At 61.9% G+C, this 14936-nt stretch carries 13 protein-coding genes; 1 reads left to right on the top strand and 12 read right to left on the bottom strand.

Annotation, left to right across the window (positions count from 1 at the left end; all coding sequences use genetic code 11):
- Nucleotides 1–411 precede the first annotated feature (411 nt).
- Nucleotides 412–1668 carry an OprD family porin gene (locus DNK06_RS04965; protein WP_131178922.1) on the top strand — a complete coding sequence of 419 codons (1257 nt, stop codon included), beginning with the start codon at nucleotides 412–414 and terminating at the stop codon, nucleotides 1666–1668.
- 372 nt (nucleotides 1669–2040) lie between these two features.
- On the opposite strand, the gene DNK06_RS04960 is transcribed toward DNK06_RS04965, so the two are convergent.
- The 12 genes from DNK06_RS04960 to DNK06_RS04905 all read right to left on the bottom strand — a co-directional run bounded on the left by DNK06_RS04960 (nucleotide 2041) and on the right by DNK06_RS04905 (nucleotide 14931).
- Nucleotides 2041–2616: a nucleotidyltransferase family protein gene (locus DNK06_RS04960; protein WP_242674610.1), complete on the bottom strand. Its 576-nt coding sequence runs from the start codon at nucleotides 2614–2616 to the stop codon at nucleotides 2041–2043.
- 20 nt (nucleotides 2617–2636) lie between these two features.
- Complete coding sequence (locus tag DNK06_RS04955) at nucleotides 2637–3605, bottom strand: XdhC family protein (RefSeq protein ID WP_131178920.1); 969 nt, start codon at nucleotides 3603–3605, stop codon at nucleotides 2637–2639.
- Nucleotides 3606–3642: 37 nt separating this feature from the next.
- Nucleotides 3643–5865: a xanthine dehydrogenase family protein molybdopterin-binding subunit gene (locus tag DNK06_RS04950; protein ID WP_131178919.1), complete on the bottom strand. Its 2223-nt coding sequence runs from the start codon at nucleotides 5863–5865 to the stop codon at nucleotides 3643–3645.
- 154 nt (nucleotides 5866–6019) lie between these two features.
- Complete coding sequence (locus DNK06_RS04945; protein WP_131178918.1) at nucleotides 6020–7003, bottom strand: FAD binding domain-containing protein; 984 nt, start codon at nucleotides 7001–7003, stop codon at nucleotides 6020–6022.
- Entirely contained in the window at nucleotides 7003–7686 is a 684-nt protein-coding gene (locus DNK06_RS04940) for a (2Fe-2S)-binding protein (protein ID WP_131178966.1), read from the bottom strand. Before DNK06_RS04940 ends, DNK06_RS04945 begins: the two co-directional genes overlap by 1 nt.
- A gap of 678 nt (nucleotides 7687–8364) precedes the next feature.
- The gene (locus DNK06_RS04935; RefSeq protein ID WP_131178917.1) at nucleotides 8365–8688 is read right to left on the bottom strand and encodes a hypothetical protein; all 324 of its coding nucleotides are present in this window, start codon (nucleotides 8686–8688) and stop codon (nucleotides 8365–8367) included.
- 117 nt (nucleotides 8689–8805) lie between these two features.
- Nucleotides 8806–9270 (bottom strand): response regulator, encoded by a 465-nt coding sequence (locus tag DNK06_RS04930; protein WP_242674612.1) that lies wholly within the window; start codon nucleotides 9268–9270, stop codon nucleotides 8806–8808.
- A 158-nt stretch (nucleotides 9271–9428) separates the two neighbouring features.
- Nucleotides 9429–9833: a GFA family protein gene (locus tag DNK06_RS04925; protein ID WP_131178916.1), complete on the bottom strand. Its 405-nt coding sequence runs from the start codon at nucleotides 9831–9833 to the stop codon at nucleotides 9429–9431.
- A 191-nt stretch (nucleotides 9834–10024) separates the two neighbouring features.
- Nucleotides 10025–11200, bottom strand: coding sequence for an XdhC family protein (locus tag DNK06_RS04920; protein ID WP_131178915.1), 1176 nt, complete (start codon nucleotides 11198–11200; stop codon nucleotides 10025–10027).
- A 56-nt stretch (nucleotides 11201–11256) separates the two neighbouring features.
- Nucleotides 11257–12522 carry an OprD family porin gene (locus DNK06_RS04915; RefSeq protein WP_131178914.1) on the bottom strand — a complete coding sequence of 422 codons (1266 nt, stop codon included), beginning with the start codon at nucleotides 12520–12522 and terminating at the stop codon, nucleotides 11257–11259.
- 271 nt (nucleotides 12523–12793) lie between these two features.
- The gene (locus tag DNK06_RS04910) at nucleotides 12794–14110 is read right to left on the bottom strand and encodes an MFS transporter (protein WP_131178913.1); all 1317 of its coding nucleotides are present in this window, start codon (nucleotides 14108–14110) and stop codon (nucleotides 12794–12796) included.
- 182 nt (nucleotides 14111–14292) lie between these two features.
- On the bottom strand, nucleotides 14293–14931 hold the full coding sequence (locus tag DNK06_RS04905) for an N-carbamoylsarcosine amidohydrolase (protein ID WP_207389931.1): 639 nt from the start codon (nucleotides 14929–14931) through the stop codon (nucleotides 14293–14295).
- Nucleotides 14932–14936 lie beyond the last annotated feature (5 nt).

Genomic DNA, 14936 nt, shown 5'->3' with positions numbered 1-14936 from the left:
AAAAACGTCGACAATTGAAAGAGCGCGCACGAACATGAATACACACAGGATATATCGCTCATTCCGCTAAAAACGGCACGAAGCAAAATTCACGCCTGAACTTCATCAACTTTTCTACAGCCAAAAAAAACCGCCTCATATAGAGGCGGAAACCAAAGGATGATGAACTGGAGAGACCACCGGCTTCTCTCGAAAGCCAATGACCATGAGTTCATCACCCCGAATGGTATAGATAACCTGCCACGTCGAAGCATCATTTGCATCGATAGTAATAATCGACTCCTGTGGTTGGCCCGTGCGCCGGCACGATGATAACTATCGCACTGTCTTGGTATATCGAGGCAAATAATAATTAGGTTCTGGAACTGGTGAATCAACAATTCAACACCTGCCAACTGACTAGGAGCATCCATGTTCAAGCACAAGAAACTCGCACTCGCCTGTGCCTGCTTAGCGGCAGGCATTCCACTGGCACATGCCAGTGAGCAATCCGAGTCCAACGGATTCATTGCAGACAGCAGCCTGAAACTCCTGCTGCGCAATGCGTACTTCAACCGTGACTTCAAGAACAACGCCGCCGACGCCAAGGTGTGGGGCCAGGGCTTCATCACTACCTTCGAGTCCGGCTTTACGCAAGGCACCGTCGGCGTGGGTGTCGATGCCTTCGGGTTGCTGGGGGTCAAGCTCGATAGCGGTCAGGGCCGCAATTACAGCGCCTTCTTCGATACCGACAGTGACGGCCATCCGGTCGACGATCTGTCCCAGGCAGGCGCGGCGGTCAAGCTTCGTTTTTCCAACACCGTGGTCAAATACGGCAACCAGTTCCCGTCGCTGCCCGTACTCGCCCATGACGACAGCCGCCTGCTCCCGCAATCGTTCACCGGCACCCTGGTTACCAGTAACGAAGTGCAAGGCCTCGAGTTGAACGTGGGCCGCTTCACGGCGGACAGCCCGATGGGCGATCCGGCACGCGACGCCAACCGCCTGAAGAAAATCGACGTGGTGGGCGGCAGCTACGCCTTCACCGACAACCTGAGCGCCGCGCTGTATCACTCGGACGTGGAAGACGTTTACGAGAAGTACTATGCGAACCTCAATTACACCGCGGCGCTGAGTGAAAGCCAGGCACTCAACTTCGACTTCAACCTGTACCGAACCGACTACGACAACAACTCCGTCGCCGCTCTGGATTTTGGCGGCGACGGGCGCAATGACCGCAACAACATCTGGAGCCTGGCGGCGAAATACAGCGTCGGCTACCACGCCTTCATCATCGCCCACCAGCGCAATACCGGCGACGCCGGCTATGCCTACGACTACGGCGACGGCGGCAGCAGCGTTTACCTCGCCAACTCCTACTACTCGGACTTCAACCTGAAGGATGAGCGCTCCTGGCAAGCCAGCTACGAGCTGGACTTCTCCGGCTACGGGGTACCAGGCCTGCGCTACAAGTTCGCCTATGTGCGCGGCGATAACATCGACACGGGTGCGGACAAGGAAGGCAAGGAGCGCGAGCTGTTCAATCAGGTCAGCTACACCGTGCAGAACGGTGCGGCCAAAGATCTTTCCCTGCGGCTTCGCAACTCCATCTACCGCTCCAGCAATGCGGTAGGCCCCGATCTCAACGAGATCCGTGCCTTCGTCGAATACCCGCTCAGCATTCTGTAAGGAGAGCCGAGGCGGCCACGGCGATTGCCTGAACGGATTGCCGTGGACAATGCGCAAGCGACGACCATCAGGTCGTCGCTTCTTTTGCGCTTATCACCCTGGTGTCGCGACAACGGTCATATGTCGGCCAGGGTGGTCGATGTGCCCGAGGCGGCGAACGGGGTATCGTAATGTGGGATGGCAGCCATGTGGCGCAAGCGGCCTGTCGTAGGGTGGACGACGCTTCACCTACGCGGCCCGACCCGTCCACCGCTCTGTGATCGCAATGGTGGATGAAAAGAGCGTCATCCACCCTACGTCCGCTACCGCCTTTGAGCGACCACTCAGCCCAATCGCTCGGATACGACATTTGATGTGTGACGCTACACTAGCTCACACCTGCTCGCCAGAGCCCCTGAACTGGACGGAAGCTTCGAGCAGACCGCGCACCCGCTGCAGATCCTCGAGCGTATCGATATCCGTCAGGATGCCGGGATCATTGACTTCGAGTTGCAGAACGCGACCCTCGGCGCGGTACCGCCGCACGATCGACACAGCCCCCGCCTCGCCGCTGAGTGCGACCAGCTCATCGAAGCATTCACGCCCGAACCCGACCGGGTGGCCTTTTTCACCGCTCGAGACCGGCACCACTACCAGATTGTCCACCAAGGCCGCCGCCACGCTGCGAATGCTCTGGGCTGTCACCAGCGGCAGATCGCCCGGCAGCACCAGCCAGCCTGAAGCGTTTGCCGTTGCGCGCACACCTTCGGCAATCGAGTCGGCCATGCCATCACCGCGGGCACTGTGCACCACATGCACGCCGAGTCCGGAGCGTTCGACCGCCGCCAGCACATGCTCGAGAATCGGCTTGCCGTGCAGGTCAGCCTGCAGCTTGCTCGTGGTGCCGCCCGAGGCGCGAAAACGCGAGCCGCGCCCGGCGGCCAGCACGATAACCACAAGGCTGTTCACAAGGCTGTTCGGTACCATGGCTACACCTCACCCCGTTCGATGCCGTTAGCGACCCTCAGCACATCGGCCATGGTTGCCAGGGCGATCTCCGCCGGCGACTTGCTGCCCAGTTGCAAGCCGATCGGCGCATGAATCCGCGCCATCTCATCTGGCTTCAAGCCGCCTAAACGCGCCAGCCGCTCCAGGCGTTTTCCGCTGGTGCGCTGCGAGCCCATTGCGCCGATGTAGAAAGCCTCGGTACGCACGGCCTCGATAAGCGTCAGGTCGTCCATGCGCGGATCATGGGTCAGGGCAAGAATCGCGGTGGCGCGATGGGCGCCCTGTTCGGCGATGAAACGCGCCGGCAGCAACTCGAGAACCTGTACGCCTGGCACCGTCACTTCGGCGATGACCTCGGGGCGCGGATCGCAGAGAATCACCTCGTAACCGAGCGACGTCGCGAAGCTGGCGCAGAACTCGGCAACAGGCGACCAGCCCGCCAGAATCACCCGCAGCACGGCGCCAACCCTGATAGACACACGCTCGTCGCCGCGCTGTATCTTCGCGTCGCTCATGCTGCCTGGGCGGCACTCACTGGCGCCATTGCCAAGCGGCACGTCACGGATCAGCAGCTCGCCACCGCCGAGGGCATGCTCGACCTGGCGCAACATCTCTTCGGCACCATCGCCTGGCGGGATGTATTCGATCAATACATCCAGTACACCGCCACAGGGCAACGCCCGGGTAGGCGCCAAACCGCCCTCGCCGTAACGCACCACCTGATTGCGCTCGGCAAACGACCCCGTCGCCACCCGCTCGAGAAAATCCTCCTCCACGCAGCCGCCGGACAGCGACCCACAGAACGCCCCCGTGGGCAGCGCCACCAGCATCGCGCCAGGCGCCCGCGGTGCCGAGCCGAATGTCGACAGCACGGTGCACAACCAGACCGGTCGTCCCTCTTCCAGCCATGCACGAGCCTGCTGAACGACCTGCAGGTCAAGTTGCTTCATCAAAACCACCTCGTCACATCAGCTCAGGCAACGGAGACTACCGAACGGCCATCAGTTTTTCCTTGGTGATGGGCAGACTGCGCACGCGCTGACCCGTGGCATGGTAAACGGCGTTGGCGACGGCGGCCGCCAGCCCTGTCACGCCGATCTCACCAATGCCCCGTGCGCCGAACTCACCGAGCTGGTAGTCGGGATAGTCGAGCAGCAGCACGTCGATGTCCGGCTGATCGCCGTGAACGGGCACCACGTACTCGGCGAAATTGTTGTTCGCCGGCAAGCCATTGCGCGGGTCGTACTCGGCCGCCTCGAACAGCGCCATGCCGATACCCATGACGATCGCGCCCTCGACCTGATTGCGCGCCGCCAGCGGGTTGACCACCTTGCCGACGTCGATGGCGCTGACCACCCGCGAAACCCGCAGGCGGGAGATGCCCGGATCCCAGCGCACCTCGACAAAATGCACGCCAAACGAGCGGAAGGAGTACTTGTCGTTCCCCGATGCATCGCTGTGGTAGGTCGCTTCGGCCCGCGACAGGCGCTGACGAGTCAGCACATCGGCGAAGCTGGCACGCACACCGTCTTTGCTCAGTTGTCCGCTTTCGCCCAGTTCAAGGCTCCGCGGATCCTGGCCGGCGAATGGGCCGTTATCCATCACCGCATACTCGCGTAATTTCTCCAGCGCCTGCCGGGTCGCCCCAGCGACGGCGGGCATCAGGCTGGCGGTCACCCAGGAACCGCCGGACAAGGCGCCAGGCGGGAACGACGAGTTGCCCAATTGCACCTCGATGCGCTCCATGGGCAGGCCAGTCAGTTCGCTGACCGTCTGCGCGATGATGGTATAGGTGCCGGTGCCGATATCCTGCAGGCCGCATTGCACCAGCGCGCGACCATCGGCACGCAGAATCACGCGGGCGTCGGTCGCCACCTGGAAGGCCTCCCAGTTGCAGGCACCCACGCCGTAACCGATCAGTTCGTCGCCGTCACGCATGGCACCCACGGCCGGGTTGCGCCGATACCAGCCGAAGCGCTCGGCGGCCTTTTCTATCGCTTCAGGCAAATGGTTGCTGGACCACGGCAGATCCATGCTTTCGTCTTTCGTGGCGAGGTTCATCTGCCGGAACACCAGAGGATCCACCCCGCTGGCCAGGGCTATTTCGTCGATTGCCGACTCCAGGGCGAACAACCCCGGTGCCGCCCCGGGCGCGCGCATGGAGGTCGGCGTACCGCGATTGAGCGGGCTGACCGAATTGCTGACCAGCACGTTCGGGCAGGAATACAGGCTCTTGGTGACCCCGCCGCAATTCTCGGTGTAGCTGTCCAGGGTCGACGTGCTGTTGTAGGACTCGTGGCGGATGGACAGCAGCTTGCCCTCGCCATCGGTGGCCAGGCGCAAACGCTGGCGGGTTTCCGGACGATGGCCAACGGTGGTGAACATCTGCTCCCTTGGTACCACCAGTTGCACCGGGCGCCTGGTGACCTTGGCAGCGGCACAGGCGGCAATCGAGTGCGGCCAGGGCCAGAGTTTGGCGCCGAAACCGGAGCCGATATAGGGCGCGAGCACTTCGACCTGATCCGCGGACAGGTCGAAGACATTGGCCAGCACGTTACGATGGTTGACCACGCCCTGACTGCTTTCGTAGACGTACAAACGGTCGTCACGCCAATGGGCGGTGGTGGCATGCATTTCCATGGGATTGTGGGTTTCCACCGGCGTGGTGTAGATCACGTCGATGCGGTGCGCGGCCTGCTGATACGCCGCCTCGGGCTCGCCACGCTCATGGCCGCCATTACCGGAACGCGCACCGCGGGTGCGCAGCGCATCCTGCAGGCTGTTGATCGACTCTTCCTGCCGATAATCGACGCGAACCTGATACGCGGCCGCCCTCGCCTGCTCGAAGCTTTCGGCCACTACCAGGGCAACGAACTGTCCCGGGTAGTAGACGCGATCATCCTCGAAGGGCAGACGGTGCTCGTCCACCTTGCTGGCAGTGAGGATATTCTTGATCAGGTTCACAGCCCCGCTGGGGGTGCGGTGCAGGCGGGGGAAATTACCGTGGTGCAGCACCTCGACGACGCCGGGCATGCGCCGCGCCTCGTCATCGTGAATAGCCACGATCTGCCCGCTGGAAATGCTGCTGTAAACGCCATAGGCATACAGCTGACCGTCCAGATGATGATCTGCGGTATATAACGCCGCGCCGCTGACCTTCTGCCGGCCTTCGACGCGCCGCTGGGCGACGCCAATGATTTTCTCGCTCATGAAAAAAGCTCCTAAGAATCTTTTCACGATCTAGCGAGCTAGAGCCATACAAGGCAAAAACAAGCGAGGAAGCGGAGTTTACGAGCTGTAAATGAGCATTCCGAGCTTGTTTTTAACGCAGTAGGGCCGACGCGCAGCAGATCGTGAACAGGGTCTACGCCGTCAGGTCGCGAAGGCTGCGCACAACCACCTGCTGCCCCAGTGGAATTTTGAAGGCGTTGTGCTCGTATGCCCGCGCCCCTTTCAACGCCAGTTCGGCCACACGGGCGAACGTCTCCGCCGTCGCCCGTTGGCCGATCAGCGCCCGCTCGGCCTCTGTGGCCCGCCACGGCTTGCTGGCCACACCGCCCAGGGCGATGCGGGCATCGGCGATGCGCTGCCCGTCGAGCACCAGGATGATCGCGCTGGAGGCCAGGGCGAACTGGTAAGAGGCGCGGTCGCGCAGTTTGAGATAGGCGCCGCGGCTACCGGCCAGCGGCGCGTCCAGCGTTACATGGGTGATGAGCTCACCGCGCTCCAGCGCATGTTCGCGCCATGGCGTGTCACCGGGCAGCAGATGGAAGTCGCCAAACGGGATTTCCCGCTCGCCCGTGGCGCCGCGTACCGTGACCCGTGCGCCGATGGCGGCCATCGCCACACACATGTCCGAAGGGTGTGTGGCGATGCAATGTTCGCTGGTACCCAGCACGGCATGCACGCTGCGATTCAACCCGCCAATGGCCGCGCAACCCGAACCCGGCTCGCGCTTGTTGCAGGCCGAGGAACCATCGCGAAAATAATTACAGCGCACGCGCTGCATGAGGTTGCCGGCGGTGGTCGCCTTGTTGCGCAGCTGCGTGGAGGCGCCAGCCAGAATGGCCTGTGACAGCACCGGATAGTGCTCGCGTACCAGCGGGTGATTGGCCAGATCGGTGTTGCTCACCAGCGCGCCGACACGCAGCCGACCATCGGCCAGGCGCTCGACCTGCTTCAACTGCAGGTGATTGATGTCGACGATCTGCTCGGGCTTCATCACGTCCAGCTTGACCAGATCGAGCAGCGTGGTACCGCCCGCCAGGTAGGCTTGTGGCTGGTCGCCGGTCATCGAACCGATGGCGTGTGCGGACGACTCGGCACGTACGAAATTGAAAGTGCGCATCAGACCGCCCCTCCCATCTTCGAACGCGCGGACTGCACCGCGCTGAGGATGTTCTTGTACGCGCCGCAGCGACAGATGTTGCCGCTCATGGCTTCGCGGACGCTGGCGTCATCGCTGGGGATGTTCGGATCCTTGAGAATCGCCACGGCGCTCATGATCTGCCCGGAGGTGCAGTAACCGCATTGGTAAGCATCGTGCTCCCAGAAGGCTTCCTGTACCGGGTGCAGGGTGTCGCCCCGGGCGAGGCCTTCGATGGTGGTGATGCTGTCGCCGTCGTGCTGCACGGCGAGCGACAGGCAGGCGTTGATCGCCACATCGTTGACCAACAGGGTGCAGGCACCGCACTGGCCGTAATCACACCCCTTTTTCGTACCGGTCAGTTGCAGACGATCGCGCAACACATCGAGCAGGATCGCATTGGCCGGCACGTTCAACGCGTGCACCAGGCCATTCACCGTCAGGCGAATGCGCTGCTCGCCAACTCCAGGAATCGATTTGTCTTCGATGCCGGGGGCAGCTTCCCGGACTGCCGCCAGGGCACTGTCGGGCAGCAAGCCGGACAGCGTTGCCGCGGCGATACCCGAGGCACCGAACTTGAGAAAACTGCGGCGCGTCGGCGTTGCCGCCAACGCTACCGGATCCACTTCCACCACCGGGCTCTGCAAGGTCTTCTGATCTTTCATCACGGTCACCTCAAGGTCGCTCATGTTGGCAGGCCCCTGAAAACCGCAGGCTGCCACGACTCATTTCGTTTTATTGTCACTACACCAGGCACTGAACTTGGTAGCTGCAGCTCTCGCTTCAGTTCACTGTTTTTCAGGGCAAGGATTATTCTGTGCGCTACGAATTGTTAATCGCTCCTGTTGCCACATGACTATAGCCGGCTGCAGTCGATCTATTTCGCCAAACATTGGTGTTCACGGATGCGAACTTATTCGCTTGACCAAGACGGTATGCGAACAACGGCTGAAGCTAACACCTGCGACCACAGGCGATTAGTAGGAAATATTGCAAAGCCTGATGAGCGAGACTCATAAATGCCTGATCGTCAATTTGACCAACAGTAATCGAGACAGTATTGGGCAATGATCGACTTACTTCAGAAACACGTAAGCTCTGCCTTATTTTACCGGTAAGACTAACGATTTCGTCGGCAAACTTACCTGTATGAAGAGTTGAATATAGGTTTTTTGCCAAACACCGGGGTGATTACTCAACTTGGTGCCGGTAACTGAATCAGGCAATAAAGGCGGGATTTATCCGGCAGAACCAAGTGCTGGATCGGGCAACTGAAAACCACTGAAGAGATAGGCTGCCAAGACCGGAGCATATTCGTCTCGCGGCCCTGACAGCGGCACCGATTAAACGTACGCCTGACGAGCCGCACCGCGTGGCAGTCGGTTGCGGCCTGGCATCTGCTCCAGTTTCTGCCGCCATGCTGCCCGTACGCTCAGGGCAGTTTTCGGCTCAGGTTGCTTGGCCGCAGCTTTCGCCGCCCGAGCGGCTGCACGCAGCTCGGCCAGGGTTGGCGTGCGATTGACGGCCTCGGCAGGGGCAGCGTCCTTCTCCAGCGAGCGCAGGCAAAGCTTGCAGGAAACCTGCGTCTGATCCTGGGTAGCGCTGAGGCTCGAACCGGTGCGGCCACAAGCGACAGTGTTCTGGGAAGGCGAGTAGTGAATGGCCAACGTGACATCTCCAGCAGTAAAACGGGGCGGGGATTTTACATATCCACCGAGGTTTCTGCGCAGTCACATGATGGGAGTTTTTGTACGCAGGACATCGCAGCTCGCTGCTCGAATCGCTTACGCCTGCCGAATGTCGGTCTGGGGTGTTTTTTCGGGGATCATCGCCGCGCATATGGCGAGTAGCTGGCTAACCGTCCACGGCTTGGGAATCACCGCCACGTTCAAGCCCTCGAAATCGCTCGTCTCTTCCAGAAAACCGGAAGAGATGATGATCGGCAGATCCGGGAAGCGATCACGGATCAGGTGGGCGAGAAAAATACCGTCGATATCGCCAGGCATGCTGAAGTCGGTCAGCACCATCTGCACCTGACCGTCGCAGCTGGCGAGGAATTCCCAGGCGTCGTCGGCACAGGGGAAGGCTTTCACCTGATGACCTTGTTCTTCGAAGATCTCCACGAGGAGCTCTCTGATGGAGCGTTCGTCTTCGGCTATGACTATCAGTGGCATCGCTTGGATCCGGGCAGTAGCGGTGGGAGTCAGGCTCTGACCGACAGCCAAGGGCAAGATTTCATAAATATCCACGTCATTTCGATTGACGGAAGTGGTTCGCCAGCGTCGGCTGGTACGCGGCAAGCTCCGAGCCTTTCTACAGGTTGTCGATCATCTCCTGGGCGTCATGTCGCCGGTGGATTCCAGGGCTTCACGCTGAACATCAGGAGGCGCCTTTACATGCGGCACGCTCACTCGATGCACTCCTGGTCTTCTTCCGGCAAGTGAGTGTCCACCTGCAGCCAGGGCAGTCGGCTCTGCGTCCAGATATGCCGATCCGCCGGCGCCTGTTCAGGGTGATCCAGCGTCGCGATGGTGACATCCAGCGACTGCGGGCTCAGCGCAGTGAACAGGGCCAGATGAGCGCCGCACGTCGGGCAGAAATACCGTGTGCAGCTTGGCGATGAAGCGTAGCGGGCGGGCTCGCCCTTTAGCCAGACAAAGCGCGCCAGCGGGACGGTGATCCAGGTCACCAGAATGCCGCCGGTGCTGCGCCGACAGATCGAGCAGTGGCAATGGGCGATATCGGTCAGCGGTGCCTGAAACTGATAACGCAGTGCACCGCACTGGCAGCCGCCACTGTGGATACCGAGCATCATCATCTCCTCCGCTGTACCGACCCCATCCGCTGATAGTGCACCCGGATACGACGCAGCACCATGCCTGCGAACACTTCATGCACGCGGTCATCCCCGGAGCAGGTCGGCGTCGTGCACCCCCCAGAGTTCGTCGAACGCTTCGCCGGCCAGATCCAGCGTGGCCACCAGCAGCAACGCGGCCACGCCACTCAACGGCTGGCCCGTCGCTGCGCGCGCATGGCGACGGCACAGGCGCCATGCTCGGCTTCCCGCTCATGAATGCTGCCGCTACGCCCGCTGAGCAGGCCGCCCTGGCGTCCGTTGCCCACTGCGGCGATTTCCGCCAACACGGCGAGGGCCACGTTCTGCGGCGTGTCGCCACCGATGTCCAGGCCCATGGGATAGTGCAGCACCGCCAGGCCGGGCTGCGGCGCCCCCTGGTCGCACACCTCGGCCAGCAGCCGCTCGGTTCGGCTGCGCGGGCCCAACTGGCCGAGGTAGAAGGGGCGACAGTCGAGCATCGCCTTCAGCCAGTGGCGATCCTGGCGGTAGCTGTGGCTCATGATCAGCACCGCCGCGCCGTCGGCCAGGGCCGACCAGTCGAGCGGCTCGTCGAGTTCGATGCAGCGCACCGCGTGCGCCCCGGGAAAACGCTCGTGGCGAGCGTAGTGGCGCCGGCTGTCGATCAGCGTGACCTGCCAGCCCATCAGCCGCGCCATCTCCACCAACGGCTGGGCATCGTGGCCGCCGCCGAACACCAGCAGCCGGCGCGGCGGCGCCAGGTACTCGCAGAACACCTCGAGCTCCCCGTCGGCCAGCGGATAGCGGCACAACGCGCTGCGGCGGTCGTCCAGAGTGCGCTGCAGGTCGGCGCGCAGCAGCGCGGCCACGCCATCCGGCAAGTCGCTGCGCCAATGCCGGCCAGGCGCGCAACTCAGATACTGCCCCAGCCGCACGCCGCTCCTCGCGGGACAGCCGATGACTCGCGCCATGGCTCCGGGCTCGCCTTGGGCCACGACCTCGCGTAACAGCTCGATGGCGGGCGCCGGCAGGGTACGGCTGTGCCGCTCCAGCAGCAGGTACAGGGTGCCATTGCAGCCCAGACCGAACAGCCCGTCGTCCTCGTCCTCGCCGGCGGTGCTGCTGTAACGCTGCAGCACCGGCTGCCCGCGCTCGGTCAGCCACCAGGCCTTTTTCGCCACGGCCGACTCCAGGCAGCCGCCACTGATGGTGCCTTCGGTAGTGCCCAGCGAGGAGATGAGCATCCTTGCGCCGGGCCGTCGGTAGGCCGAGCCTTGCACCTTGACCACGGTGGCCAGTACGGCCTCGTCCTGCTCCTGTTCGACCTGTGCGCAGGCTGCCAGTAGTGCCTGTATATCCGTCATGGGTACTTTCCCCTGGTGCCCCCGCCCTGCCGATAGCCTGGCAGGGCGAGCCTCGACTAGAACAGACTCAGCGTATAGCTGAGTATCAGGCGGTTTTCGTCGATGTCGGTTCGGTAGTTGGAACGGGCCGTGACATTGCGCCAGCGCAGCCCGACTCCTTTGAGCAGACCACTCTGCACAACGTAGGCCAGATCCAGATCACGCTCCCAGTCCTTGCCTTCGTACCCCTGCCCGGTACGCACGTTATCGCCGCTGACGTAACGCAGAGTACTGGTCAAACCAGGGATGCCGAGTACCGCAAAATCGTAGTCGTGACGCACCTGCCAGGAACGTTCGCCAGGGGCGGCGAACTCATAGGTGGGCAAGGTATTGCCCATGGGATTGGTATTGGCTCCGACCTGAATGAAGCCATCGTCACCGTCGATGCGCTGGTACCCCAGGTAGAAGGTATGGCCGCCGTGCCGGGCCGAGAACAGGGCGAAGGTGGCCTGGTTGTCCAACTTGCCGGCGATGCTGCGCCCTTCGTCGCGGCTGTCGAAGTAGCCGGCGTTCAGCCCCAGTGTCCAGTCGCCAATCGGCTCGGCATGCTTGAAGCTGTAGAAGCGCTGCTGGTAGATGTCCTGCAACTGCGCCTGCCACAGGCCGACACTGGTGCGGTTGGCGTTGAAGGCGTAGTCGGCGCCGAGGTAATTGAAACGGTCGCTGGTGAAGCGGGCGATGCGCGCCGGGTTAACCGGATCGTTGATCAGCCCGTACATCGCCTGGCGATCGGTGGAATCGCGCAGGCTGGTGGAGCGCATTTGCCCGGCCTGCAGCATCAGCCCCTGAATCTCGTTGGATACCAGCGCCGCCCCCTGATAGGTCGGCGGCAGCAAGCGCAGATCGCTGTGAAACAGCACCGGCAGGTGCGGGCGCAGTTCACCGACCTTCAGCTCGGTGCGCGACACCCTGGCCTTCAGCGCGGCCCCCAGGCGCCCGTACTCGTCGGCAGCCCGACCGTCGTGCACCGGCAGCAACCCGCTGCTGGTATGGCCACGACCACTGTCGAGCTTGATGCCGTACAGGCCCAGCACATCCACGCCAAAACCTACCGGGCCCTGGGTATAACCCGAGCGAAAATCGAAGATGAAACCCTGAGCCCATTCCTGGGTTCTCGACTGAGGATTGCTGCCAACGATGCCGGAGTAGTCGCGACTGAAGAAATAATTGCGCAGTTGCAGATCGGCATGGGAACCCTCGATGAAACCGGCCTCTTCGGCCTGGACGGCGACACTCAGGCCACCGGCCAGACAACCGGCGAAAACACGATGCAGACGACTCATGATCGACTCCAGAAAAAGCGTGCACGTCACCACGCACAGCCTTTGGCAGCGCGAGTGAATGCAAAAAAGGGGGGAAATTCCGCAGCACGTCTCGCGACGCGCTGCGGTAAACCAGGAGTGCTGCGGGCTTAGAGCCTGTTCACGATCTCGCGAGCTAGAGCCATGCAAGGCAAAAACAGGCGAGGAAGCGGAGTTTACGAGCTGTAAATGAGCATTCCGAGCCTGTTTTTAACGCAGCAGGGCCGACGCGCAGCAGATCGTGAACAAGCTCTTAGCGGTTAACCAGCCTGGCCGGCAGCGCAATCACCAGGAAACAGCTGAGCAGCAGGCAGCCGGCGAAGAACCACAGTGCTGCGTGGCTGGTACCGGTCAGGTCGGTGACCAGGCCCATCAGCGAGTTGCTCACCAGACCGGCGATATTGGCCAGCGAGCAGGCCAGGGCGAAACCGGTGGCCGCCGCCGTGCCCTTGAGAAAGGTCGCCGGCAGGCTGAAGAACACCGGCACAGCACCGATGATCGCTGCCGAGGCAATGGCGAACAGGGTTACCGTCATCACCAGGTTGTGACTGAAAATGGTGCTGCTGGCCATGGCGATGGCGCCGATGATGAACGGCACGATGATGTGCCAGCGGCGTTCGCGATGGCGATCGGAACTGGCGCCTATCAACAGCATGCCAGCCAGTGCGGCAAGGCTTGGTATCGCCGTCAGCAAACCGATATGGAAGGTATCGATGACACCGGTATTGCGGATGAAGGTCGGCATCCAGAAGCCCATCGCGTACGCACTGAGCAGGATGGAAAAGTCGATGCCACCGAGCATCCACACCTTGAGGTTGAAGAAGCCGTCACGGAAGCTGTGCTTGCTGCTCTTGCCTTCCGCATCGTCGGCTGCCAGGTCGCTGGCCAGCTGCGCTTTTTCATCGGCATTGAGCCACTTGGCCTGATTGAAGTGATTGGGCAACGCCCAGAAGGTCAGGATACCCAACAGTACGCTGGGAATGGCCTCCAGCAGGAACAGCCACTGCCAGCCGCGCAGACCGTGCACCTGATCGAAGTGGTTCATGATCCAGCCGGAAAGCGGCCCGCCGATGACGCTGGAAAGCGGCAGGCCGATCATGAACAGCGCAATGATTCGGCCACGCCGGTAAGTCGGGTACCAGGTCGTCAGGTAGTACAGCACCCCCGGCAGGAATCCGGCTTCCGCGGCCCCCAGCAGAAAGCGGATGATGTAGAACTGGGTGGTGGTGGTGACGAACATGGTGCAGGCCGACAGCAAGCCCCAGGTGATCATGATCCGGGCGATCCAGACCTTGGCACCGACCTTTTCCAGGATCAGGTTGCTGGGTACCTCGAAGAGGATATAACCGACGAAGAACAGACCGGCACCAAGCCCGTAAGCGGCCTCGCTGAACTGCAGATCTCCAAGCATCTGCAACTTGGCGAAACCGACGTTGATGCGATCCAGATAAGCAGCGAGATAGCAGAAACACAGGAAGGGGATCAGCCTCCAGGTCACTTTGCGGTACAGCTCGCGAGAGCTGTCGGTAGCACTGCCCAGGGCCGTGCTGGTGGTGGGTACGTAGGACATTGCGTTGTCTCCTGGCGGTGACTTGTGATTGTTTTTGAAGCCAGCAGTCGTAGACGCACCCAGGCGCCATCAACTGATGACCTTCCAAGGCAGCGTCAGTGCCACACCATGGGCGCGGCGGCCATCCTGCACACGGATGACCAGTGGAAAAAGCGGCGTACCGCAGATTCCTTATTGGGTATTCACGCAGACAGTTGATCGAGGTAAGCAAGAGCCTCCTGCAGCCCGACCACATCGCCGTACTTGCTGTCGATATCGAATAGGTTGGCCTCATGCGGCGCCTGATGCCGATCGCCTACGCACTCGCGCACGACGATGGTGCGAAAGCCATGCTGCACGCCGTCCACCGCGCTGGCGCGGATGCAGCCGCTGGTCGAACAACCTGCCAGCAGCAGGGTGTCGATACCCTGCGCGTGCAACTGAGAAGCCAGACTCGTGCCGAAGAACACACTGGCGTACTGCTTGGTCAGTACCTGCTCGCCTGGTTGCGGCGCCACCTGCGGACAGAACTCGGCCAACGGGTTGCCCTCGACCATGGCCTTCATCACCGGCGCCTTGCGCACCCACATGCCGCCATCGGCGCAGTCGTCGGCTCGGTAGCGGATATTGCTGTGCACCAATGCAATACCGGCACGCCGTGCATGAGCCAACAACATGTCGGCCCGCTCCACCGCCTCGACCACGCCTGGCGCATACAAAGGAGCGCCCGGTGTGGTGTAGGCCTGCATGAAGTCGATCATCAGCAGGGCGGGACGGCTGCCGAAACCGATGCGCTGCCCCCATACGCCCTGGTAGTTGTCGCTCAGGCTTTGCTCCTGCATGGCCA

The sequence above is a fragment of the Phytopseudomonas daroniae genome, assembly GCF_004327285.1.
Taxonomy (GTDB): Bacteria; Pseudomonadota; Gammaproteobacteria; order Pseudomonadales; family Pseudomonadaceae; genus Aquipseudomonas; species Aquipseudomonas daroniae.
This window is presented reverse-complemented; position numbering and strand designations above follow the sequence as displayed.

Coding starts and splice junctions, on each gene's coding strand:
- DNK06_RS04965 (WP_131178922.1), top strand. CDS start 412: ATGTTCAAGCACAAGAAACTCGCACTCGCCTGTGCCTGCTTAGCGGCA.
- DNK06_RS04955 (WP_131178920.1), bottom strand. CDS start 3,605: ATGAAGCAACTTGACCTGCAGGTCGTTCAGCAGGCTCGTGCATGGCTG.
- DNK06_RS04950 (WP_131178919.1), bottom strand. CDS start 5,865: ATGAGCGAGAAAATCATTGGCGTCGCCCAGCGGCGCGTCGAAGGCCGG.
- DNK06_RS04945 (WP_131178918.1), bottom strand. CDS start 7,003: ATGCGCACTTTCAATTTCGTACGTGCCGAGTCGTCCGCACACGCCATC.
- DNK06_RS04940 (WP_131178966.1), bottom strand. CDS start 7,686: ATGAAAGATCAGAAGACCTTGCAGAGCCCGGTGGTGGAAGTGGATCCG.
- DNK06_RS04925 (WP_131178916.1), bottom strand. CDS start 9,833: ATGCTCGGTATCCACAGTGGCGGCTGCCAGTGCGGTGCACTGCGTTAT.
- DNK06_RS04920 (WP_131178915.1), bottom strand. CDS start 11,200: ATGACGGATATACAGGCACTACTGGCAGCCTGCGCACAGGTCGAACAG.
- DNK06_RS04915 (WP_131178914.1), bottom strand. CDS start 12,522: ATGAGTCGTCTGCATCGTGTTTTCGCCGGTTGTCTGGCCGGTGGCCTG.
- DNK06_RS04910 (WP_131178913.1), bottom strand. CDS start 14,110: ATGTCCTACGTACCCACCACCAGCACGGCCCTGGGCAGTGCTACCGAC.
- DNK06_RS04905 (WP_207389931.1), bottom strand. CDS start 14,931: ATGCAGGAGCAAAGCCTGAGCGACAACTACCAGGGCGTATGGGGGCAG.